Source organism: Caballeronia sp. ATUFL_F1_KS4A (assembly GCF_023630905.1).
GTDB lineage: Bacteria > Pseudomonadota > Gammaproteobacteria > Burkholderiales > Burkholderiaceae > Caballeronia > Caballeronia zhejiangensis.
This window is the reverse complement of record NZ_JALQEB010000005.1, coordinates 81,935-103,989: the sequence shown is the minus strand read 5'-3', so window position 1 is coordinate 103,989 and position 22,055 is coordinate 81,935. Positions and strand designations below refer to the sequence as shown.

At 64.0% G+C, this 22,055-nt stretch carries 26 protein-coding genes; 12 read left to right on the top strand and 14 right to left on the bottom strand.

From position 1 onward, the window contains the following. Positions 1–163: 163 nt before the first annotated feature. Positions 164–1,081, bottom strand: a complete 918-nt coding sequence (locus NCS03_RS07630; RefSeq protein WP_250529001.1) for a LysR family transcriptional regulator — start codon at positions 1,079–1,081, stop codon at positions 164–166. A 235-nt stretch (positions 1,082–1,316) separates the two neighbouring features. Between NCS03_RS07630 and NCS03_RS07625 the strand changes: the two genes are divergently transcribed. From NCS03_RS07625 to NCS03_RS07615, 3 genes are all read left to right on the top strand, one after another. Next, the gene (locus NCS03_RS07625; protein ID WP_008349595.1) at positions 1,317–1,667 is read left to right on the top strand and encodes a hypothetical protein; all 351 of its coding nucleotides are present in this window, start codon (positions 1,317–1,319) and stop codon (positions 1,665–1,667) included. 30 nt (positions 1,668–1,697) lie between these two features. Continuing rightward, positions 1,698–1,949: a hypothetical protein gene (locus NCS03_RS07620; RefSeq protein ID WP_235366340.1), complete on the top strand. Its 252-nt coding sequence runs from the start codon at positions 1,698–1,700 to the stop codon at positions 1,947–1,949. 68 nt (positions 1,950–2,017) lie between these two features. Continuing rightward, a complete protein-coding gene (locus NCS03_RS07615; protein ID WP_008349599.1) occupies positions 2,018–2,551 on the top strand; it encodes a cupin domain-containing protein in 534 nt (177 codons plus the stop codon). A gap of 4 nt (positions 2,552–2,555) precedes the next feature. Here the strand turns inward: NCS03_RS07615 and NCS03_RS07610 are convergent, their stop codons facing one another. Continuing rightward, positions 2,556–3,503, bottom strand: a complete 948-nt coding sequence (locus tag NCS03_RS07610) for a DMT family transporter (RefSeq protein WP_250529000.1) — start codon at positions 3,501–3,503, stop codon at positions 2,556–2,558. Between the two features lie 323 nt (positions 3,504–3,826). On the opposite strand from NCS03_RS07610, the gene NCS03_RS07605 reads away from it, so the two are divergent. Together NCS03_RS07605 and NCS03_RS07600 are read left to right on the top strand one after the other, a co-directional pair. Then, positions 3,827–4,309, top strand: coding sequence for an ElaB/YgaM/YqjD family protein (locus NCS03_RS07605; protein ID WP_250434724.1), 483 nt, complete (start codon positions 3,827–3,829; stop codon positions 4,307–4,309). 68 nt (positions 4,310–4,377) lie between these two features. Next, positions 4,378–4,833: a response regulator gene (locus NCS03_RS07600; RefSeq protein WP_250528999.1), complete on the top strand. Its 456-nt coding sequence runs from the start codon at positions 4,378–4,380 to the stop codon at positions 4,831–4,833. A 39-nt stretch (positions 4,834–4,872) separates the two neighbouring features. Here the strand turns inward: NCS03_RS07600 and NCS03_RS07595 are convergent, their stop codons facing one another. The 3 genes from NCS03_RS07595 to NCS03_RS07585 form a co-directional block, all read right to left on the bottom strand. Continuing rightward, positions 4,873–5,148, bottom strand: coding sequence for a DUF1488 family protein (locus NCS03_RS07595; RefSeq protein WP_008349606.1), 276 nt, complete (start codon positions 5,146–5,148; stop codon positions 4,873–4,875). A 204-nt stretch (positions 5,149–5,352) separates the two neighbouring features. Further along, positions 5,353–5,577, bottom strand: coding sequence for an FmdB family zinc ribbon protein (locus NCS03_RS07590; protein WP_250528998.1), 225 nt, complete (start codon positions 5,575–5,577; stop codon positions 5,353–5,355). An 84-nt stretch (positions 5,578–5,661) separates the two neighbouring features. Next, the gene (locus NCS03_RS07585; protein WP_008349610.1) at positions 5,662–6,360 is read right to left on the bottom strand and encodes a carbonic anhydrase; all 699 of its coding nucleotides are present in this window, start codon (positions 6,358–6,360) and stop codon (positions 5,662–5,664) included. Between the two features lie 244 nt (positions 6,361–6,604). Between NCS03_RS07585 and NCS03_RS07580 the strand changes: the two genes are divergently transcribed. After that, entirely contained in the window at positions 6,605–6,916 is a 312-nt protein-coding gene (locus NCS03_RS07580) for a TFIIB-type zinc ribbon-containing protein (protein WP_008349612.1), read from the top strand. Positions 6,917–6,976: 60 nt separating this feature from the next. Then, on the top strand, positions 6,977–7,483 hold the full coding sequence (locus tag NCS03_RS07575) for a CBS domain-containing protein (RefSeq protein ID WP_250502138.1): 507 nt from the start codon (positions 6,977–6,979) through the stop codon (positions 7,481–7,483). Positions 7,484–7,487: 4 nt separating this feature from the next. Here NCS03_RS07575 and NCS03_RS07570 read toward each other — a convergent pair whose 3' ends face one another. The 4 genes from NCS03_RS07570 to NCS03_RS07555 all read right to left on the bottom strand — a co-directional run bounded on the left by NCS03_RS07570 (position 7,488) and on the right by NCS03_RS07555 (position 11,308). Next, a complete protein-coding gene (locus NCS03_RS07570) occupies positions 7,488–8,873 on the bottom strand; it encodes a glycosyltransferase family 9 protein (RefSeq protein ID WP_250528997.1) in 1,386 nt (461 codons plus the stop codon). Positions 8,874–9,177: 304 nt separating this feature from the next. Beyond that, a complete protein-coding gene (locus NCS03_RS07565) occupies positions 9,178–10,482 on the bottom strand; it encodes an RNA polymerase sigma factor (RefSeq protein WP_250528996.1) in 1,305 nt (434 codons plus the stop codon). Next, complete coding sequence (locus NCS03_RS07560; RefSeq protein ID WP_008349619.1) at positions 10,479–10,877, bottom strand: VOC family protein; 399 nt, start codon at positions 10,875–10,877, stop codon at positions 10,479–10,481. Before NCS03_RS07560 ends, NCS03_RS07565 begins: the two co-directional genes overlap by 4 nt. 77 nt (positions 10,878–10,954) lie before the next feature. Further along, positions 10,955–11,308 (bottom strand): YciI family protein, encoded by a 354-nt coding sequence (locus NCS03_RS07555; protein ID WP_175982887.1) that lies wholly within the window; start codon positions 11,306–11,308, stop codon positions 10,955–10,957. 276 nt (positions 11,309–11,584) lie between these two features. Here NCS03_RS07555 and NCS03_RS07550 point away from each other — a divergent pair, with 276 nt between their 5' ends. Beyond that, positions 11,585–11,983, top strand: coding sequence for a DUF2917 domain-containing protein (locus NCS03_RS07550; RefSeq protein WP_250518196.1), 399 nt, complete (start codon positions 11,585–11,587; stop codon positions 11,981–11,983). An 18-nt stretch (positions 11,984–12,001) separates the two neighbouring features. Here the strand turns inward: NCS03_RS07550 and NCS03_RS07545 are convergent, their stop codons facing one another. Then, the gene (locus NCS03_RS07545; RefSeq protein WP_250528995.1) at positions 12,002–13,660 is read right to left on the bottom strand and encodes a tannase/feruloyl esterase family alpha/beta hydrolase; all 1,659 of its coding nucleotides are present in this window, start codon (positions 13,658–13,660) and stop codon (positions 12,002–12,004) included. Positions 13,661–13,773: 113 nt separating this feature from the next. After that, positions 13,774–14,634, bottom strand: a complete 861-nt coding sequence (locus NCS03_RS07540; RefSeq protein ID WP_008349626.1) for a LysR family transcriptional regulator — start codon at positions 14,632–14,634, stop codon at positions 13,774–13,776. A 153-nt stretch (positions 14,635–14,787) separates the two neighbouring features. On the opposite strand from NCS03_RS07540, the gene NCS03_RS07535 reads away from it, so the two are divergent. Further along, positions 14,788–16,179: a DHA2 family efflux MFS transporter permease subunit gene (locus NCS03_RS07535; protein ID WP_250480523.1), complete on the top strand. Its 1,392-nt coding sequence runs from the start codon at positions 14,788–14,790 to the stop codon at positions 16,177–16,179. A 40-nt stretch (positions 16,180–16,219) separates the two neighbouring features. Then, positions 16,220–17,215, top strand: coding sequence for an aldo/keto reductase (locus tag NCS03_RS07530; protein WP_250502035.1), 996 nt, complete (start codon positions 16,220–16,222; stop codon positions 17,213–17,215). A 4-nt stretch (positions 17,216–17,219) separates the two neighbouring features. On the opposite strand, the gene rarD is transcribed toward NCS03_RS07530, so the two are convergent. Continuing rightward, the gene (gene rarD, locus NCS03_RS07525; RefSeq protein ID WP_008349632.1) at positions 17,220–18,095 is read right to left on the bottom strand and encodes an EamA family transporter RarD; all 876 of its coding nucleotides are present in this window, start codon (positions 18,093–18,095) and stop codon (positions 17,220–17,222) included. Between the two features lie 244 nt (positions 18,096–18,339). Between rarD and NCS03_RS07520 the strand changes: the two genes are divergently transcribed. Both NCS03_RS07520 and NCS03_RS07515 read left to right on the top strand, forming a co-directional pair. After that, positions 18,340–19,401: an AI-2E family transporter gene (locus NCS03_RS07520; RefSeq protein ID WP_175982891.1), complete on the top strand. Its 1,062-nt coding sequence runs from the start codon at positions 18,340–18,342 to the stop codon at positions 19,399–19,401. A 121-nt stretch (positions 19,402–19,522) separates the two neighbouring features. Then, positions 19,523–20,752 (top strand): pepsin/retropepsin-like aspartic protease family protein, encoded by a 1,230-nt coding sequence (locus NCS03_RS07515; RefSeq protein ID WP_250528994.1) that lies wholly within the window; start codon positions 19,523–19,525, stop codon positions 20,750–20,752. Positions 20,753–20,811: 59 nt separating this feature from the next. On the opposite strand, the gene NCS03_RS07510 is transcribed toward NCS03_RS07515, so the two are convergent. Continuing rightward, positions 20,812–21,252, bottom strand: a complete 441-nt coding sequence (locus NCS03_RS07510) for a lysozyme inhibitor LprI family protein (RefSeq protein WP_250529016.1) — start codon at positions 21,250–21,252, stop codon at positions 20,812–20,814. A gap of 14 nt (positions 21,253–21,266) precedes the next feature. Beyond that, complete coding sequence (locus NCS03_RS07505) at positions 21,267–21,749, bottom strand: LysM peptidoglycan-binding domain-containing protein (protein WP_350029354.1); 483 nt, start codon at positions 21,747–21,749, stop codon at positions 21,267–21,269. Positions 21,750–22,055 lie beyond the last annotated feature (306 nt).

The window sequence follows — 22,055 nt, the reverse complement described above, 5'->3', positions numbered from 1 at the left end:
GGCCGACTCCTTTCTGTTGCGGCGCATCGTCGTGACGAGATGCAGGCGCACCATCAAGCAGTTTAGTGTTCCGAAGCATGCTTGCAACTACGCGTTTAGAGAACCTTCGCATACGCGCTGTTCTTCGCCATTCGTATTAGGAACGCGGCGTTTTATCCGACGATCACGCGGCCTGGCTCGCGAGCGTCTCTTCGACGAACTCGCGCAGGAACGTGACCCACGTGCGGATCTTCGCATCGAGATACTGGCGGGACGCGTACATCGCGTAGATGGTCATTGTCTGAAGTTCGCACTCGGGCAGCACGCGCACGAGCGCGCCGCTGTCGAGCCACGGCAGCGCGGCGAGCATCGGCAGCGGCGCGATGCCGAGACCGTTCGACAGCGCGACCGCGAGCGCATCGGCGGAATTGACGCGCAGGCGGCCCGGGTCGAGCTCCACTTCGACGTGGCCGCGCGGGCCTCCGAAGACCCATCGGTCGACGGGGAAAAACGTCGTCACGAGTTGCAGGCACGCGTGGTTCTTCAGATCGTCGATGCGCTGGGGCGTGCCCGCCCGTTTGAGATAGCCCGGCGACGCGCACAGCACGCTCGGCATCGAGCAGATTTTCGTGGAGACGAGCGCGGAGTCGGGCAGTGCGGACGTGGTGACTTGCAGGAAGACGTCGAAGCCTTCGTCGAGCATGTCGGGGATATGTTGCGAAAGCGTAAGCTCGACGCGCACCTGCGGATGCTGCTCGAGATAGCGCGTGAGCGCGGGCACCACGTAGTGCTGGCCGAAGGTGATCGGGGCATGCATGCGCAGCACGCCCGTCGGCGAAACCTGGGCGTTGCTCGCCTCGGCCTCGGAGAGATCGACGAGTTCGAGCACTTCCTTGCAGCGCGTGAGATAACGGTTGCCGGCATCGGTGAGGGCGACGCGGCGCGTCGTGCGATTCAGAAGCCGCGTGCGCAGATGCGTTTCGAGTTCGGTGACCGCGCGCGAGGCCTGCGCCGTCGTGATGTCCATCTGCTGCGCCGCGACGGTGAAGCTGGCCGCTTCAGCCACGCGCGCAAAGATTCTCATGCTCCGCAACAAGTCCATCGTCCAGGCATCCGTTTGACGAAGCCGGAACTATCCCACGTCGGCGCAACAGCGCGCAACCTGCGCGGGCGAAGCGGCGTCGCATCGGCTTTTCGCACATTCGTTTCAGGATTCACATCTGTTACAGGCGTTGTAACGCAGCCCGCACGCGGCGCGGCTACGATGGATTCATGGCTGCATATGAATCCAGGATCGCATCGCGGTCTGCTTGTCGGCCTTCTCAGACGAGGACGAAATGAACATCAAGGGCTTGGTCGGGATCGGTATCGCGTTGTCGGCGGGACTCGCTTGCGAAGCCGCCGTGGCGGGCGTGAGCCTGGGCATCAATCTCGGGGTTCCGGTTGCGCCGGTTTATGCGGCGCCGGTGTACGTCGCGCCCGCTCCCGTCTATGCGCCGCCTCCGCCGCCCATGTACGCGCCGCCGCCTCCGCCCGTCGCCTATCAGCCCGCGCCGGTCATGGTTGCGCCCGCGCCGGCGATCGTCGTGGGTTGGCACGGCGACCGCTACTGGGATGGCTATCGCTACTGGGGACGCCGCGACTGGTACGCGCATCACGGCGGCTATTACGGCTATCGGCACTGGTAAGCCGGAAGCCGGCGGCAACGGGGCATCATCATGAAAAATTCAACTCGAACTCGAACCCGGTCGCGCCTCGCGCGCTCGCTGATCGTGCCCGTCGCGCTCGTGGCGGCGGCGGGGCTCGGCGGCTGCGTTTATGCGCCGCCTTATGGCTATGCGCCCGCGCCCGCTTATGGCTACGCGCCTGCCTATGGCTATGCGTATGGACCGGGCTACTACGCGGCGCCGTCGGTGTCGCTCGGCATCGGCTTCTCGAGCGGCGGCGGCGGTCACTGGCACGGCCGCTGACGCGCGGTCCATTCCGACTGGAACGTGCGTTGCTGCGATTTCTCTGACTCTTTCGGAGAAAGCGCAACATGACCGAGCAAACTGCAAGCTTGCTGTCGCAACACGCCCGCTGCGAGCATTTCATGCTGCCGCCGAACGGCTGGGTGCCAAATAACACGCGGCTGCCCGTCCTGGTGTGGCGCGGCGCGATCGACCCCAAAGCCACCGATTGCGCCGAGCGCTTCGAAGCGCTTTTCGCGCAGAACGGCTGGCCGCCGCAGTGGCGCGACAGTGTCTTCGACTATCATCACTTCCATTCGACCGCGCATGAGGCGCTCGGTGTCGCATCGGGCGACGCCGAACTGATTCTCGGCGGCCCGCATGGCCGCGTGATCGCGGTCAGCGCCGGCGACGCGCTCGTCCTGCCTGCCGGCACCGGCCATTGCCTGCTGACGGCCGGACGGCGCTTTCAGGTCGTCGGGGCTTATCCGCCGGGGCAGCAATGGGATATCCGCCGCGAAGCGATCAGCGAGCAGGAACGCATCGCGATGGAAGAACTGCCGTTCCCGCGAAGCGATCCCGTCGCCGGAGAGGACGGGCCGCTCGCGCGTCACTGGCATTAGCCGATCACGCTTTGCTTTCCTTCACGCATTGAGACCGGCGCGCGCCGACGAGCGGCACGCGCTTGATCACGCCCGTCGCGAGCGCCGTGCCGACCAGCACGATCGCGCAGGCGGCCGCCATGCCCATCGACACGCGCTCGGCGAGAAAGAGCGCGCCCCACAGAATCCCGAAGATCGGAATCAGGAACGTGACGGTGATCGCGCGTGCCGGCCCGGCGACCGCGATCAGATGGAAGAACATCATGTAGGCGAGGCCCGTGCACGCGACGCCCAGCCCGAGCACCGCGCCCCACGCGTGCAACGATACGGCGCCGGCCGGCCAGAAAAAGAGCGCGAAGGGCAGAAGCACGATCGTCGCCGCGCTCATCGTGCCGGCGGCGACCGTCAGCGAATCGACGCCCATCAGATGCTTTTTCGTGTAACTCGCGGCGACGCCGTACGAAGCCGATGCGGCGAGCGCGGCGAGTGCGGCCAGCGCGGTCGCCATCGGGGCGGCGGCGGCGCTCGCGTCGTGCGCGAACATCTGATCCCAGACGAGCGCGAGCACGCCCGCGAAGCCGATCGCAAGTCCCGCCACGCGCATGCGCGTCAGCCGGTCGCTCAACCACAGATACGCCACGATCGCGCCCCAGAGCGGCGTCGTCGCGTTGATGACCGACGTGACGCCCGCCGACAGCGTCAGCTCGGCATACGCGAAGAGACAAAACGGCGCGGCGGAATTGAGGACGCCGACGACGAGGAGCGGCCACGCGCGTTCGCGCATCGTCGAGAAGGCTGGCCGCGCCTTGCCGCGCAGCGCGAGCATCAGAAGCAGAAACAGCGCGCCGATGCCCACGCGCAACGCCATCAGCGGCGCGACGCCGAGATCGGTCACGCCGACGCGGATGAACAGGAACGAGCCGCCCCAGAGCGCGGCGAGAACGAACAGTTGAGCGAGATTGACGGGATTCATGGCGGCTTGGCGATAGAAGTCGGGAGCGAAACCATCGTATCGGCGTGCGTCGTGCCGACGTTTCGGCGCGGCGTGAAACGAAAGATGCGGCGCGATGCACCCGCTCGCCCAGCTCCCGGAATCCCGCATCGTAGGCGCGCGCCGATGCCGCCGCAAACGAGCATTTCTCACCGTTATGTGAGAAAAATTGCCAAGCGCCGCGCGGCTCGACCGGCCGCGGACGCCGAGGTTGCTGGCAGGCCCGATCGGTGCGACTCTTGCATGATCGAAAGATGGACGATGGTTTTTGCAGCGCGATGGACGCAGTCAACGGGAGAGAAGCCATGGACAATGCAAACGGCAACGCATCCACGATTCAGTCGATGCAAAACGGCGACCGGGGCGATCCGGCCGATCCGCCGCTCTCGCGCCGCACGGTCGCGAGCGCGATGGACGCGGCGCTCGCGCCCGGCATGGCGCACGGACAGGCCGCGAGCGTGACGCCGCTCACGCCGGGCGAGGCGCACAAGCCCGCAAGGTATTCGCCGTATCACGTGCACGGCGATGTGCTCGAAGGCGGCGACAGTCCGACGGTGCTCGCGCAGCCCGCCGCGACGCACGCCGCGGGACAGGGCAGTCAGTACCATCCGTCGCGACCGATGCCGCGGCGCGCGCGCGACGTGCTGGCGGGCGCGCAGGACGTCATCGCGACGCAGTACAGGCAGGCTAAGGAGGGCACGGACGATTACGTGCACGACAATCCCTGGAAATCGATTGCGCTGGCGGCGGTCGGCGGGCTCATCGTCGGTCTGCTGGCCGCACGCTGAAGCGCAGCGGGCCTCAACCTTGCTGGGTTGCTGATATCGGCAGAGGCTTATCGCCGTGCCGGACCGACATGGAAGAACGATCGTACGACCTCCGCACCGACCGGTGCGAAATCTGGAATCCGCTGACGATGGCGCTCGCCAGTCCGCGGCGCGTCTTGATCGTGCATTCGGAATCGAACGTCGGCGATTCGTTCGCGCTGCTCCTCGCGATGCGCGGTTTCGAGGCCGTGCAGATCGGCGATGCGGCGGCCGCGTCGCAATTCATCCGCAACTGGCGGCCGCAGGTGTTGTTCGTGGATACGCTCATCGGCGACGCGCACGACCACGCGCCGGCGCGCACGCTGCGCGAAGCGCTGACCGTCGATCGGACGGAGGGCGAAGTGGAGTTGCTGATTGCGCTCGCCGCCGATGCCAAGCAGGATCCGCGCGATGCATTGCACGCCGCGGGCTACGACGGCTTTTGCAGAACGCCGTGCCCGGTCTGGTGGATGTTCGACGTATTGAAGTGTTTCTACGTCCACTGATGCGGGCGGTGCACTGCGCCGCCGCCCGCCGCTTGAGGCCTAAACCGCTCGCGATGCCTTGAAATCGTTGGTTTCCAGTTCGACCGACTGGCCGCCGTTGCGCTCGAGCGCGCGCCGGGCGGCGTCTTCGATTTGCACGCGTCCGCCTTCGAACGCGGAGAGGAGATCGTGCGACGACGTCCCGCTATTGCCGAAGTGATCGTTGAGTGCATCGAGGGAAATGCTGCACCACACCTCGCGGCCGTCCACCTTCGCCTCGAACGCGACACGCGCTGCCGCCACGACATGACGGCGCCCGCTGAACTCTATCGTCATCCTTATCACCTCCTGTTTTTCGTTCGGAACACGGTTGAGCGCGAACATCGCGAGACTTGCAACGACGCGCTCGCGATGTCGATGCCTACGACTGCGTGCGGCCTTGCGCGCCGCGCACGTCGTCTTGCATGATACGCCCGCGCTGCGCGGGGCGTACGGGAGGTGACTTTGCAATGACCGTGCCCGCGCGCGGTACAAAGCGCGCTATCCGCAGCAGAGGCAGCCGCCGCGATGCCTCATGCCGTAACTGCCGGCTTCTTCGGCGGCGCCGACGGATGCGCTCGAACCGCCCACGCTCGGCGCGCCGATCGTCACGCGCGCAGCGGTCGCGCCGCATTGTGGACAGGCCGCGGGATCGTCGCGCTCGGCGATGCGGCGGACGGCTTCGAACGCGCCGCAATCCGCGCATTCGTAATCGTAGACAGGCATGACGTTTTCACTCGGAGAAAGAGGGCATCGATCACGGTAGCAAGCGCTATGCAACGGCTCGCCGCGAAGCCGGGCGTGCCGATGTCAACGCCCGTCCTTGCGCAACAGGCGCAGACGCGCTTCTTCGAGCGACTCGAACTTGCTGTCGGCCTCGTCGTAGATCGACACCTTGCCGCGCCCGATGTCGTACACCCAGCCCTGCACCTGCAGCTTGCCGAGCGCGAGCCGGCCCGCGACCGCCGGATGCGTGCGCAGATGCGTCAGTTGCAGGCGGATGTTCTCCTCGACCATCGCCTGGACGATGCGTTCTTCTTCCAGCTTGCGCGCCATCACGACGCTGCGCGCGGCTTCGGCGTTGCGCAGCCATGCGTGAACCGTCGGCATTTCATCGGCGATGGCCGCGCCTGACGCGAGACCTTTCATCGCGCCGCAATCCGAGTGGCCGCAAATCACGATCTGCCGGACGTTGAGCGCGAGCACCGCGAATTCCACCACCGCCGACACGCCGCCGAGCATCTCGCCATAAGCCGGCACGATGTTGCCGATGTTGCGGCACACGAAAAGCTCGCCGGGGCGCGTCTGCGTGATCATTTCCGGCGATACGCGCGAATCCGCGCAGGTAATGAAGAGCGTATGCGGCGCCTGCTGGCGCGCGAGGCTCTTGAACAGCGCTTCGCTGTCGGGGAACACGAAACGGCTGAAGTCGTCGGCGCCTTGCAGCAGGTACAGCAGGTCGCCGGTTTCGGCGCCGTGGCGTTCTTCGCTCATCGATTTGTCGGACATGGTGTCGCCTTTGTTGTGCGGTTCCGACGCGCGTGCGTGCGCGTCACGTCAAGGCGAAAGCTTGCGGGGTTTTGAGATGGATCGCAAGTCGCTCCGATTCAAGACCTTCACGGGCGCACCAATTCGGTGCGAGGGCATCATCCGGTTCGGTTTTCCTGAAGTGACGCGCTCAAAATCTCCTATTTTTCGACGCGTACCATTCCGCTAGATTGTTTTCATTGAAAGCAATCAGAAAGGAACCGACATGAAATGCCCGGTATGTCCCGCGACCGAACTACTGATGACCGTGCGCGAGGGCATCGAAATCGACTATTGCCCGCACTGTCGCGGCGTGTGGCTCGACCGCGGCGAGCTCGATCAGATCATCCGGCGCGCGGCGCAGGCGTCGCTCGCGGAGGCGCAAGCGTCCGGGCGCGATGAATGGGACGAGCGCGGACACGATCGCGAGCGCCGCACGCATCGGCAGGACGGTTACCACTACGGCGATTCGCGCGGCAAGCGCGAACATGCGCGGCGCAAAAAATCCTTTCTCGGCGATCTGTTCGACTTCGACTGATCGGCGAGCGTCACGCGCATCGGCAGTAATTCGGCGGCAAAACAGCAAGGAGAACGGCAAATGTCAACGGTGAAGCAAGTCCTGAAGGCAAAGCGCGACACGACGGTTCACACCATCGACGCGGAGGCGAGCGTGTACGAAGCGATCGCGCTGATGTCGCGGGCGGAAGTGGGCGCGCTCGTCGTCGTGGTGGGCGACGCGGTGTGCGGCATCGTCACCGAACGCGACTATGCGCGCAAGGTGATCCTGCAGGACAAAGTCTCGCGGACGACCACCGTATGCGAGATCATGACCGCGCCGGTGATGTCGGTCAGCCTCAGAACGAGCGCCGACGAATGCATGACGCTAATGACGCGGCAGCGGATTCGCCATCTGCCGGTGATCGAGGGCGGCCGGCTCGTCGGGATGATTTCGATCGGCGATATGGTGCGGCATCTGATCGAAGAGCAGCAGTTCGCCATCGACCAGCTCGAAAGCTATGTGCGCGGCCCGCGCCACGATGCACCGACGTGCGCGCTCACGCGGCGTAGCGAGATTCCGCAGACACTCGCGCTGCGTATTGTGTAGCGCGTCAGCGCGCTTGCGCCGTCAGAAGCGCCTGCAGGTTGCGCACGACATCGTTCCAGTCGCCGAGGCCGCGGGCGCGAACCAGGCGCATCGAGGCATACCAGGGCGTGACATGCGGATCGCGCTCGTAACGCCATTCCGCGACCTGATTGAGAAACAAGTAGCACGGCTTGCCGAGCGCCCCCGCGATGTGCGACAGCGCGCCATCATTGCCGACGAACGCATCGAGCCTGTCGATGATGCTCACGCTTTGCGTCAGCGTGACGTCGGAGGCGAGGGTGGTGAAGCGGTCGAGGTCATTCGAACGCGGGGCGTTCAGCCAGCGCGTGCGCTCGAAGCCGCGCTGCATGACGACCCAGTGGATGTCGGGCGTGCTGTCGAAAAGCGGGACGAGATCGGGCAGGGCGAGGCTGCGGCTGGCGAAATTGTTCGCCGATTCGCACGACGACCAGAAAATGCCGACGCAGCGCCGGCCCTGCGCGCGCTGGCGGATCTCATCGACGATTGCATCGGCGGCGCAAGGATCGGCGGGCTCGATATAGCGTGCCGACGACGCATAACCGAGCACCGGGAAAAGCGCGGTAAAGAGCGCGAAAGGATCGGTCCACAGCGCGCCGTCCGTTGCGACGGCGAAGCCGGCCGCGCGCATGGCTTCGGCGTCTCGGGCGGATTCGGCATCGGGCATCGCGAAGCGATAGTTCCGGTCCGAGCCGTCGGCGTAGGCGATCTGCACGCCCAGCGCCTGAAGCGCGCCGGCGTAGCGCACCCAGTTGACTTGATCGCCGTGGCCCGACGCGATCGACGTCATCGTCAGATGCGCCGGCAGGACCCGCTGTCCGCACCAGTAATGCTCGATATCGACATCGGGAAACAGCACGCGGCGCGCTTCGTGCGATGACCAATAGCGATGCAACAGTTCGACGCCGCTCGCGATGCCGTTCAGGCGCATCGCGCTGCGTCCCTGATGATGTCCGAGCACATAGGCGGAATGTTCGTCGACGTCTTGCGCGCTCAGTTCCAGAACCCGGTCGTCGCAGCCGAGATAATGCCAGCCGTAGACGCGCCACAGGAATGCGAAGATCGGTGCGACATCGGGCTTGCATCCCACGTACTCGATCATGCTGAGCGCGACTTCCTTCAATCCGAGATGCGCGCACGCGTCGCACAGGCTGTGAAGCTGGAAGCCGAAGGTGTTCGATCGGCGCGTGAGCTCGCAGCCGATATCGACGGCGCGCAGAAATTCGCCCCCTCGCAGATGCGCGAGCGCGCGCGCGTGCAAGTACTCCGAGGTGTGTCCGTCGGCGGCGAAGCGACCATCGAGAAAACGGAAACATGCCTCGATTTCGCCTGCATACAGGCTGGAATGGAACTGCTGGTAACTGTCGATCATGGGAGCTTGCCGAGTCAGGTGGCGGCATTATTGCGTGCGCCGAAGCGTCGGGCGCGCAGGCGGCAAGCCTTTTCACAAAAATTTCGGATTCTTGATTAATGCGTTGATAATCCGACAATTTTTGAAAAATAGCGGCGCGTCTCGTTCGATTATAGGTGGCGTGCCGGCGGGTAAACTCGCTCGAGTCGGTCCCGGCGCGATGACCAAAACACGACATTCCAATTCGGCGTAACATCAAAAACGCCGATAATTTGTCTTATGTTAAATCAATGACGCGATCGGACGAAGCCCATCTCTCACGGTCTCATCCCATCTCGCCAGCCCGCTCCAGCAGAAACGCGCGTTCCCGCCCGTTCTTCGTCAGCGAAGCCGCGCGCTCGAATTCCGCGCGCGCCTCGTTCTTGCGCCCGAGCTTCGCCAGCAGATCCGCCCGCACGCTCGGCAGCCAGTGATAGCTCTTGAGCGCGGGTGCGTCGGCGAGCGTGTCGACGATCGGCAGCGCGGCTTCCGGCCCGTACGCGATGCTCACGGCGACCGCGCGATTCAGTTCGACGACAGGCGTCGGCGCAGTCTGCATCAGCGCGTCGTAGAGCGCGACGATCATCGGCCAGTCGGTGTCGGCGGCGCTCGGCGCGCGCGCATGGCACGCCGCGAGGGCCGCCTGCAACGCATACACGCCGCGCGCACCGCCCAGCGCTTCGGATCGCTCCAGCGCGGCAAGCCCGCGCCGGATCAGAAGCGGATCCCAGCGGCTGCGGTCCTGATCCGGCAACAGCACCGGACGGCCTTCCCGGTCGACGCGCGCCTTGGTCCGCGACGCCTGAATCTCCATCAGCGCGACGAGCCCGTGAACCTCGCTCTCATCCGGCGTCAGCTCCGCGAGGATGCGCCCGAGCCTGAGCGCGTCTTCGCACAACGCCGGTCGCATCCAGTCGTCGCCGGCGGTCGCCGAATAGCCTTCGTTGAAAATCAGATAGATGACTTCGAGCACCGATCCGAGCCGCGCGGCGCGCGCATCGGCTTTCGGTACCTCGAACGGCACGCGGGCCGCCGACAGCGTGCGCTTCGCGCGCACGATACGTTGCGCGATCGTCGGCTCCGGCACGAGAAACGCACGCGCGATTTCATCCGTCGTGAGTCCGCCGATCAGGCGCAGCGTCAGCGCGGCGCGGGCATCGACGGACAGCACCGGATGACACGCCGTGAAGATGAGCCGCAGCAGATCGTCGCCGATGTCGTCCTCGCGCGCGGCATCGAGCGCATCGACGAAATCGGGCGTGATATGCGCTTCCCGCGCGTCGAGATCGCGTCCGTATTCTTCGTGCTTGCGCGCGTGTAGCGCGTGTTGCCGCAGACGGTCGAGCGCCTTGTTCTTCGCTGTCGTCATGAGCCACGCTCCCGGCTTCTCGGGCACGCCCACGCCCGGTTGGCTCCAGTGTTCCAGCGCGGCGACGAACGCGTCCTGCGCCAGTTCCTCGGCAAGCGCGACGTCGCGCACGACGCGCGCCACGCTCGCGATCACCTTCGCGGACTCGATGCGCCACACCGCGTCGATGGCGCGCCGGGCGGCATCGTCCGGCGTGCTGTCCCGTTTCGCGCGCCCGCTCACGCCGCTTCCGGATCCATGTGCACGAGCTCCCAGATATGGCCGTCGAGATCTTCGAATCCGTGGCCGTACATGAAGCCGTGATCCTGCGGCGCGCGCGGCGCACGTCCGCCCGCGGCGATGGCTTTCGCAACCAGATCGTCGACTTCCGCCCTGCTCTCGCACGACAGGCACACGAGCGCTTCGGTGCTCGCGTGGGCATCGACGATCGGTTTTTTGGTGAAAGTCTGGAAGAACGTTTCGACGAGCAGCATCGCGTAAATGTTTTCGCCGATGACGAGACACGCGGCGTCGTCATTCGTGAACGCCGGATCGAAGCTCAGGCCCAGTGCCTTGAAAAACGTCATCGAACGCTTGAGATCGCGAACGGGAAGGTTCACGAAAATTTGTTTGTGCATGGCGGCGGTCTCCGGGTTGATCGCTGTTTTCAATACCACGACGAACGGCGCGCAGGAAAATCGACACGAAGCGCGTGTCAGGTATAGCAAGGGCCGACTTTTCGGACTTCGACGGTGCACCATTTCGCTGCCGGACATTCGGCCGCGATCGCGACCGCTTCGGCGCGCGTTTCGCAATCGATCAGAAAAAAGCCGCCAATCATCTCCTTAGCTTCGGCGAACGGTCCGTCGATGACGCGCGCATCGCCGTTCGTTGCGCTGACGCGCGCCGCATCCCTGAGCGATGTCAGCGATTCGACCGCGCGCAGCACGCCGCGCGCCTTCAGTCCTTCCGCGAATTCGCCCATCTGGCGATACGCCTCGCGCCCCTCCTCCTCCGTGCGCTGGCCACGCTGTTCGACCGGTTCCACGACGAGTAGCAGATAAGCCACGACGAGCCTCCGAATGTTTTTTGATGCGTTCAAGTCTATCTCGATATTGACAAACACGAACATGCCCATCGATACTGCGACACATGCACGCAGCCATCCTTTTCTCCATCGCCGCGATTAAAAACCGCATGAACGCCATCCGTGGCGGGTCATCGGGACAGCGTGTGCGCTAGCAGAAAAGCAAGCAGACAGATTCCGAAGGCCCCGCCGCAAGACGGGGCCTTCTTGTTTTTGCGTGCAAGGTTCCGTCTTCGGCTCACATCATGGAGAGCAGAGATGGAAAAGGTATCGCAAGTTTTCGCGCGTCATGGCGTCGGCCACGGCGTCGCTTCCGGGCGCCTTGCTGCATCGGGCGCGCGCGTCGTGGTCTTTGTCGAAGTGCATCCGCATCAGATGGTGTCGTGGCGGCTCACGCGCGACGCCGAACTGCGCATCGGCGATGCGGCGGCGCCGTCGATCTGGCTGACGCGTCATCGCGATCCGTACGATTACTGGATGAAGCCCGGCGATGTCGTGCGTCTCGCGCGCGGCGAGCGTGTGTGGCTCACGTCCGAGAGCGATCAGCCGATCGAGGTGTCGCTCACGTCGTATCGCGTCGCGAAGCGCGGACTCGTGTCGCGCTGGCTGGCGAGATACTGGCCGCGCATATCGGACCGGCACGCCAACGCATTCTGACGATGCCGATGCCGATGCTCACGGCTCGACGCAACGGAAGCTCGCCGCGACGTTGATGCTGCCCTTGCCCATATAGCGCGGATAGTTCGGATAACGGCACATCGGCCGCGTGCGTCCGTTGGTGGCGGGCGCGATGTCGCTGCCAATGAGCGTCTCCGGCGCGATGCCGTTGCTCACCCAGTCGTCGAGCGCGCCGAGCTCGTCCCACGCGGGGATGAACACGCCGTTGCCGTGCTGGAATCCCGGCACCATGTACAGCCGCATGAACGCGTCGACGCTGTCCTTTCCGTAACGATCGACGAGCCCGCGATAAAACGCGATCGTCTGATTCGGGCTGATGACTTCGTCGGCGAGGCCGTGCATCGCGATGAGCTTGCCGCCATGCGCGATGAACGCGGTGAAATCCGGGTTCATCGCGCCGACGGTGTACGCGAGCGTGACGAGGCGCTGCTTGAAGCGCCCGGGCGTGTCGACGTCGAACGTGAGCGAGCTGAACGCGAGATCGCGCGTGACGAAGTGGCGGATATAGGCATCGCCTTGGGCGAACAGATAGCCGTTCGCGCCGAACGTCGGCGGATTGAGCAGCGTCGGCGAATCGCCGAGGCCGAGCGCGCCGGAGAAGTCCACGCCCTGAAACACGTTGTAGCCCGGATAGGCGCTGACGTCATACGCGAGCGGATACGGCAAGGTGACGCCGTCGCGCAGGGTCTCGAGCGTGTCGATCTGCGCGTCCGACAGACAACTGTCGCGCAAGGAAGGCCGCTGTCCGTTCTCGCAACGCAGCGACGCGATGATCTGCGGCTCCAGTTTCCTGCACGCCTCGACATTGCTGACGATCCCGTCCGCCGCGCCGTCGAGCCGGTCGCAATCGTGCACGACGGTCTCGAAGACGCGCCGCTGCTGCGCAAGGCCGACGAAGCCGCCCGGCTTCGCATACGACGCCTGGCCGACCTTCACGCCCATCAGCCGCACGCCGGAAAAGTTGATGGCGGGCGCGTTGGCGATGACGCCGTCGTAGTCGTTCGGAAACCGCTCGATCACCGTGAAGCCCTCGCGGCCGCCGGTCGAGCCGCCCGCGAAATAGGTCTTTTCGGGCGCCCGCCCGTAGCCCATCTGGATCAGCGCGAGCGCGACGTCGCGGGTTTTCTTCAGATGGCCGAAGCCGAAGTTCACGATGGCTTCGTCGTTGCCGGCGAAGTCCGCGCGCCCCGAATTGCCGACGTGGCCCGAATCGGAGCCGAAGGTCGCGTAGCCGCGCGCGAGCGGCGTCGAATCGGGGGCGAAGGACATCGGCTCGGTGCCGGAAACGATGGTGCCGTTGTAGCCGCCGCCGCCCATCTGCAGGGCGCGGCCGTTCCAGCGGCTCGGCAGATTCACTTCGAAGCGGATATCGGGCGTCGTGTCCTGCAGCGCCCTGATGAAGCCGGTAATGCGGCAGTATTCGCCGTTGCGGTTGCCGAGCGCCGCCGCCTTGACGACCGATGCCGAAACGATCGTCGCGCCGCGCGTCGGCAAGCCGATGATCGACGCGGGCACGGTTTTCCCTTCGAGATCGGCGCAGTGTTTCGTCAGATAGGTCGCCGCGTGGGCGTTCGAGCACGCGGCGAACGCGATCGCCGCGAGAAGCGCACGGATGCCGGGCAAACCGGAAGTGAAGAAAAGGAAGAACCGAAGCACGTCTTTTAAGGTGGCTACTTCAAACGCCGCACAATATATAAGAACAGTTTGCAGATAGCCATTCGGGTCTGCCGGTCGTTGCAGGGCCGCGTCCGGTGCGCTGCCCGCGCATGTCATTCGCCGTCCCATTCGCCGCGCAGATCGCTATTTTCCAGAAGCTGTAGCAAGGTTTCGGCCGGACGGCTCAGATGTTTGGCGCCGAACGCGATGAATTCCACTTCGGGCAATTCGGGCAAGTCGGCGCGATTCACCGGCGGCGCGAGTCCGCGCGCCGCCAGGAAATGCGAGCGCACCGTCAGCCCGAGACCGCCGCGCGCCGCGGCGATGCAGCCCGCGTGGCTGCTGCTCGTGCAGACCATCTGCCAGCTTGCGCCGGACATCGCGAGCGAATCGAGCACGACGCCGCGCGTGACGCTCGGCTCCGAGACCAGAATGAGCGGCAGCGGCTCTTTCGTATCGACGACCGTTCCCGGCTTCGCGAGCCATTCGAGCCGGCCGGAAAAAAGCCGCATGCCGCGCGCATCGCCCAGACGCCGCTTGCCGACCGCGAGATCGAGCTCGCCCGCATCGACCATCTGATAGAGCCGTCCCGTCATGCCGATCGTAATCTCCAGCTCGACATCGGGATGCGTGTCGCGAAAGGCCGCGAGCACGCTCGGCAGCGGCCCGAGCGCGATATCGTCCGATGAGCCGAGCCGCACGCGTCCGCGCAGCCGCGGCGAGCTGAACTGCGACTGCGCGTGCGCCATCGCTTCCAGAATCACGCGGGCGTGGACCAGCATCGCTTCGCCGTCGGCGGTGAGCGCGAGCGAATGCGTATCGCGCACGAAAAGCCGCCGCCCGACGCTCTCCTCCAGGCGACGAATATGCTCGGACACGCTCGACTGCCGCAGCCCGAGCTGGCGCCCGGCGTCGGTGAAGCTATGCGACGCGGCCACCGTCGCGAATGTCGTCAGCCAGACTGGATTGAGCATGCGATATTGTCATCGCATATTCCGATAACAGTCAATGCGGCTAGCGGTCTTCCCGATGACGTGCGGAGTCATTAAGATTTCACATATCGCGCAAACGACCTTGTTTTCAAAAGGCTTTCGTGGGCGCGCGGCCCTCCGCAACTCCGCTTCCACATGACCAAAGGTTCCTCCCACACGGCACTGCTCTGGATCGTCGCCGTGGGCTTTTTCATGCAGGCGCTCGACACGACGATCGTCAACACGGCGCTGCCTTCCATCGCGCGCAGTCTGAACGCCGCGCCGCTCGCGATGCAGTCGATCGTCGTCGCCTACACGCTCACGATGGCGCTGCTCACACCCGCATCGGGCTGGCTCGCCGACCGCTTCGGCACGCGCCGCGTCTATCAGGTGTCCATTTCGCTGTTCGTGATCGGCTCGCTCGCCTGCGCGAACGCGCACTCGGTGAACCAACTGGTGCTCGCGCGCGTGCTGCAGGGCGTCGGCGGCTCGATGCTGCTGCCGATCGGGCGTCTCGCCATATTGCGCGCCGTGTCGGGCGAAGCCTACGTTTCCGCGCTCGCGATGATCTCCGTCGCCGGCCAGGTCGGCCCGATTCTCGGCCCGACGCTTGGCGGCTGGTTCGTCGAGTCGTTCTCGTGGCACTGGATCTTCCTGATCAACGTGCCGATCGGCGCGGTCGGCCTGTATGCGGTGCAGCGCTTCCTGCCGAACGACACGGTGCATGACGCCCCGCCCTTCGACTTCGTCGGCTGCGGCTTGCTCTCGATGTGCATGGTGTCGTTCTCGCTCGCGCTCGATTGCCCGGTCGAGACGCATCGCGGCGCGGTATCGGCGGCGCTGTTCGCGCTCGCGGCCGTGTCGGCGTTCGCTTATGTTCCGTACGCGCGCAAGAAGCGCAATCCGCTCTTTCAGCTCGCGCTCTTTCGCGAGCCGAACTTCAGCGTCGGGCTGATCGGCAATCTGCTATGCCGGATCGGATCGAGCGCCGTGCCGTTTCTGCTGCCGCTTCTGATGCAGCTCGAACTCGGCTACAGCCCGCTGCATTCGGGTCTGATGATGCTGCCGATCGCCATCGCCGGCACGATCAGCAAGCGCTGGATCGCGCAGCTCGTGAAGCGTTACGGCTACGACATGTTCCTGCTCGTGAACACGGCGCTCGTGGGCGCGTCGATCGTCGCGTTCGCGCTGTTTTCGCCGACGCTGCCGCTCGCCGTCGAAATCGCGATTCTCGCCGTGTTCGGCGCGTGCAACTCGATGCAGTTCGCCGCGATGAACAGCGTCACGTTGAAAGGCCTGTCGAGCAAGGACGCGGGCAGCGGCAACAGCCTCTTCTCGATGGTGCAGATGCTCGCGATCGGTTTGGGCGTGTCGATCGGCGGCTCGCTCGTGCAGCTCTTCCAGGGGTCGTTCTCGACTGCGACCGGCTTCAAGCTGAGTTTCGTGTGCATGGGCGTCGTCACGTTGCTGTCGGGTGTCGTGTTCCGCTATCTCGATGACGCGCCGGGCCGCTCCGCGCCTGCCGCAGCGGGCAAGCGCGCGGCATAGCAAGTATTCTGTCCGTCCAACCGATCTTTGGAGCGCAACCGTGCAATACCGCAAATTCGGCAATACCGGTCTCACCGTTTCGCGTCTCACCCTCGGCACGATGACCTTCGGCCTGCAGACCGAGGAAGACGTGTCGCGCAGCATCATGGACCGGGCGGCGGACGCGGGCGTCAATTTCATCGACACGGCGAACGTCTATCCGCTCGGCAGCGGGCACGATCTCGCGGGCCGCACCGAGGAAATCGTCGGCCGCTGGCTGAAAGGCCGTCGCGACCATTACATTCTCGCGACCAAGGCCGTGCATGAAATGGGGCCGCTCGCGTGGCACAAGGGCGCATCGCGCAAGCATCTGCTCGACGCGATCGATGCATCGCTCAAACGGCTCGATACCGATTACGTCGATCTCTATCAGCTTCACAACGACGATCACGACACGCCGCTCGACGAGATGCTCGAAGCGCTCGATACCATCGTGCGGCAAGGCAAGGCGCGCTATATCGGCGTATCGAATTTTCTGGCGTACCGGCTGGCGCGCGCGCTCGGCCGCTCGGATGTGCTGCGCGCCGCGCGTTTCGTCTCCGTGCAGCCGCGCTACAACCTGCTCTTTCGCCAGATCGAGCGCGAATTGCTGCCGCTCGCGACCGAGGAAGGACTCGCCGTCATTCCCTACAACCCGCTCGCCGGCGGACTGCTGACGGGCAAGCACCGCTACGACGCCGCCCCGAGCGACGGACGCTTCACCGGCGCGGTCGGCAAGGCAGGCGCGATGTATACGCAGCGGTACTGGCACGAGCGCGAATTTCACACCATCGAAGCGATCAAGGGAATCGTTGCGCCGACCGGACGCTCGCTCGCGAGCACGGCGCTCGCGTGGGTGCTGGCGAATCCGGCGGTGACGTCGGCGATCATCGGCGCGAGCCGGCCCGATCAGCTGAACGAGACGCTCGCGGCCGTCGATCAGCCGATCGATCCCGACATCAAGGCGAAGCTCGATGAAGCGACGGTCGAATACCGCTTCGGCGACGCGTTGCGCTGATCGTTCAGACGCGGGCCGCGCGGGCGCGAACCACGCCTTCGAGCGAGTAGATCGCGAGCGCGGTCCAGATGGCGCCATAGCCGATCACCTGATCGTGCCCGAAGAACTCGTGATAGATCACGACGCCGATCAGCAATTGCAGCGACGGCGTGATGTACTGGATGAGCCCGAGCATCGATAGCGGAATGCGCCGCGCGCCTGCCGCGAACAGCAGCAGCGGCACCGCGGTCACGGGCCCCGCCGCCGCAAGCAGCAGTTTCACGCTGAGCGAGGCATGTTCGAAGCCGCTGCCGCCGTGCGAATTCAGAAAAAAGAGATACAGCAGCGCAACGGGACACAACAGCATCGTTTCGAGCGTGAGTCCTTCGAGCGCGCCGAGCGATGCGGTCTTGCGCAACAGCCCGTAGCCGCCGAAGGTCAGCGCGAGCGCGAGACTGATCCACGGCGGCGCGCCGTTCACCCACGTCAGCCACGCGACGCCTGCCGCGGCGATCGTTACCGCGAGCCACTGCACCGGCCGCAGCCGCTCGTGCAGGAACGCCATCCCGAACAGCACGTTGACGAGCGGGTTGATGAAGTAGCCGAGACTCGCCTCGACGATGCGCCCGTCGTTCACCGCCCAGATATAGATGCCCCAGTTCGCCGACAGCAGCACGGCGCTCGCGGCGAAACGCGCAAGCAGACGCTTGTCGCGCAGGACGGGGCCGAGCCACTTCCATTGACGCCGCACGGTCATGACGATCAGCAGGAATGCCATCGACCACGCCATGCGATGCGCGAGCATCTCGACCGCGCCGATCGAATGCAAGGCCTTGAAGTAAATCGGAAAAAGGCCCCAGATGGCAAAGGCCGCGAATGCGTAGACGACGCCTGGATTCATTGTTCGATGCGTTGAGCGGATAAACGCCGCGTACGAACGATCGGCTCGTTCGCGCGCCTGCTCGCCGTGTTCCCGGAAAGCGATCCGCAAGGATTGGAAGCCGGATTTTAGTCGACGCGAGCGGTTCGGCTCCAGCAGTGACCGAACAATCGGCCGGTTCGCGGCGAACCCTTGGACGAATTCTTGCTCGAACCCTAGCGCGAACGCCCCGCTCTTCGCCCTTTTGTTTGTTTCCTGGCCGCTAATGAATAACCACAACGTCAATCAGAATTTCTTCCATATCCTGCTGTGCGTCGTGACGCTCGCGCTCGCCTGGGTGCTGCTGCCGTTTTTTGGCGCCATCTTCTGGGGTGCGATTCTCGCGATCCTGTTTCAGCCGATGCAGCGTTACCTCGCCGCGCGCTTCGGCAAGCGTCGAAACCTCGCCGCGCTGACGACGCTGGCCGCCGCGATTCTCATCGTCATCATTCCGCTCGCGATCGTCGCGGTGACGCTCGTGCAGGAAATCGCCCTCGTCTACGCGCGGATCAAGAGCGGCGAGCTGAATTTCGGGCTTTACTTCCAGCATGTGCTGCACGCGTTGCCGGCGTCGGTGCAGCAACTGCTCGGCCGTTATGGACTCGACGACATTCCCGGCGTGCAGCGCAAGCTGATGGAAGGCGCGTCGCAGATCAGCCAGTTCGCCGCGACGCAGGCGCTGTCGATCGGGCAGAACACGTTCCAGTTCGTGGTGAGCTTCGGCGTGATGCTTTATCTGGTGTTTTTTCTACTGCGCGATGGCGGCGAAATCGGACGGCGCATCCGGCGCGCGATTCCGCTCGATCCCGAGCCGAAGCAGCATCTGATCGCGAAGTTCACGACCGTGGTGCGCGCGACGGTCAAGGGGAACATCGCGGTTGCGGCCGTGCAGGGTCTTCTCGGCGGGCTGATTTTCTGGATTCTCGGCATCGGCGGTTCGCTTTTGTGGGGCGTGCTGATGGCGTTTTTGTCGCTGCTGCCCGCGGTCGGCGCGGCAATCGTGTGGGCGCCCGCCGCGCTCTACTTTTTCATGACGGGGCAAATCGTCAAGGGGCTGATTCTGGTCGCGTTCTGCGTCGTGGTGATCGGGCTCGTCGATAACGTACTGCGACCGATTCTCGTCGGCAAGGATACGAAAATGCCGGACTGGGTCGTGCTCATTTCGACGCTCGGCGGGATGGCGCTTTTCGGCATCAACGGGTTCGTGATCGGGCCGCTCGTCGCGGCGCTGTTCATGGCGAGCTGGGATTTGTTTTCGCAGGATGGGGTGAGCGGCCGGGGCGAGTGACGCGCGTTGGTCTGCCTGGTGTCGTGGCCTGCTCGTCTGTAACGAATCATCAAGAAGATGTGTCTTGGCGTGTAGGCTGTCTGTATGGTGGCGGTTTCGAACCACCATCCGGCAGTACCGCATGACAACCGATCTCAGACTCGCAAAACTCCGAGCAACGGCAACTGGCTTTTTACTTTGCGCGGTGCTCGCCGGTTGCAACGGCAGGCACGACGACATGCCCGCCGCGGCCGACGACGTTCCGGTGCTTTCGGTTCCCCTCAAGCGTGACGGCCACTGGCTCCTCGAGGCGCGCAGCGCGGACGGCAAATCAGTGCGGGTCCTTCTGGATACAGGTGCGACCCTGAACGTACTCGATAGGCGCGGTCGGCTGGCCGCCGTCCCGATGACGCCGGCCGCCGAAGCGGTTTTCCTCAGGAACGGCCTGCTATCGGAGCCCGTTGGCGACCGCGCCGTCACGAGCGGAACGGCGAGCGACACGATGCGCATGGAGCTTGGCACGAGTCCGGCGATCCGTCTCGACGGCTGGTCGATCCCGGCGGGCGGACCGGTGCTCATCGGTGACATGGCGCGCCTTTCTTCCGTCGATGAGAGGCCTTTCGACGGCATCATCGGGATGGAGTCGATGCGCAATCTGACATGGCGAGCCGATTATGTTGCCGGGCGGCTCTCCGCGTATGCCGGCGAAGCACCTGCGCATGCATGGCAGCAGTGCGCGTTCATGACGCTGGATGCCGCGCAGCGAACGCCGCTCATCGAACTGCGTCTCAGGGACGAATCCTTGCCGTTCCTGCTCGATACGGGCGACAACGGGGATGTCGCGCTGCCACAGGAAACGTTCGATGCGATCGCGGAAGCGCAATGGTTCGAGCGCATCAATACGACCTTTTCCTACGATGCGACCGATCGATTCACGCCGAATCAGCAGGGTTTGATCGCCGGATTCGCCATCGGTCAGAAGGCGCTACCGAAACTCACGGTGCTGGCAGGCTCACCAACGCCTCGTATCGGCCAGGGCTTGCTGGAAAAGATGGACCGCTTCGAAATGGATTTCCGTCACTACCGGTTCTGCTTCGATCTTCCCGATACGCCCAAAGACAGCACGCCCTCGATCATCGGCGCTGGCCTGCAGCGCGCTGGCGATCGCTACAGGGTCGCCGCACTCGCACCGGACGGCAGATTGGCCGCAAGCGGCATCGAGATTGGCGATCGGGTCGTCATGGTTGAGCGGACGTCGGTTGCGACGCTTAAGTTCGTCCGTCTGCTCGAACTGTTGAACGCGGCCGCGACCGGCGAGGTGACTATCGAACGAGGGAAACGCGCGCTGGTTATCAAGTTGAAGGCGATCTGAATTGCGGCGCGTAGTGGTGGTCTCGCAGCATTGGCGCGCTGCCATGCCACGTACCCCGGTTACTTCGAAGGTAGGTCCGACGCTGCGCTGCGCAGTTGTTCTGCGCGTCTGCTGTTGAGTTCTGCGATGCACGCGAGTCGCCTGATCTCGTGAGAATTCCCTGCGGCCCCACCATTGAGTGACGCTGAGAATTTGCATTGAGCCTCCCGATACTGAGTGAACGACTTATTCGACGTTGAGAGACCCGCTCTGGCCGCGCGGCTGAATCTGTCGTCTTCATCCCACTGCGCGAGCGCGCTGATAGCATTCTGTTCGGCCTGTTTCAAATCGCGTTCGCTCTGATTTGCTTTTTCCTCCAGGCACGCGCGCACGTGCACCTGCGAAAAGTGGAGTGAACTGCATTGTGCGCGTAGTTCCTTTTCGCTCAACACTGAATTTGCATGACCGAAAAATGGAAAGCAGGCTATTAGACTCACGCCGACGCGCCTTAACGTACTCATGGCCTTCTCATTCTTCATCGCGCAATAATGGTCCAGACGTAGTCGAATTTTTTTGCGTACTCGCTGTCCCCACCGCCGTTATAGCGATTCGCAATCATGGCTGAGTTTATCGGTCGCCAGCCAGTGATGACTTGTCCGATCGATGCCTTTCGGCACTTTAAGATTTGACCCGAGCGCAGGATATTCGCTGCCGGATTCAGGCTTTTGAGCACATCGACCGTACTCCCCTGCGCCTTTGCGATCTTTTCGAGGCTATCGCCAGCCTTGACGGTTACATCGAACGTTCTGGAATCGCCGTCCAGCACACTTCGGTACTCGAATCTTGCCGAACGCATGAGCAGATAACCCACTCCCGCCCGAATGTTATGAAGGGGGTCTGCTCTGACCGACGCGACCGTCAGGCGGGACTTCCATGCTGGCGGCAGAATCAAGTCTCCACCTTCCTTGGCAGAGAGCAGCGCTGACAGCCCCGGATCTCCTGCTACACCTATTTGCATCGGCTTCTTTTTTCCATTCGGAACTGTTGGCGCCGGATTCGACCCATGTCATTGCCTTGATGATCCGCCAATCGAGCGGTCGATATCCCGCGTTTCCGATCAGGTGATGATTGAATTCGCTGACCGCCAGCTGAACTTCATTGTCCCAACTGTTCCATCTATCATCCCCAACCGCTGCACTTATTCCGTCGCGCCATTTATCAGAACTGGGTGCTGAATTGTCCGCCATGGTTCGATCCTCCTGCGGACAATTCTCAGTCATGTAGCGCAGATTGTTTAGACGAATCCTCTTAATTCGTGGCTGAC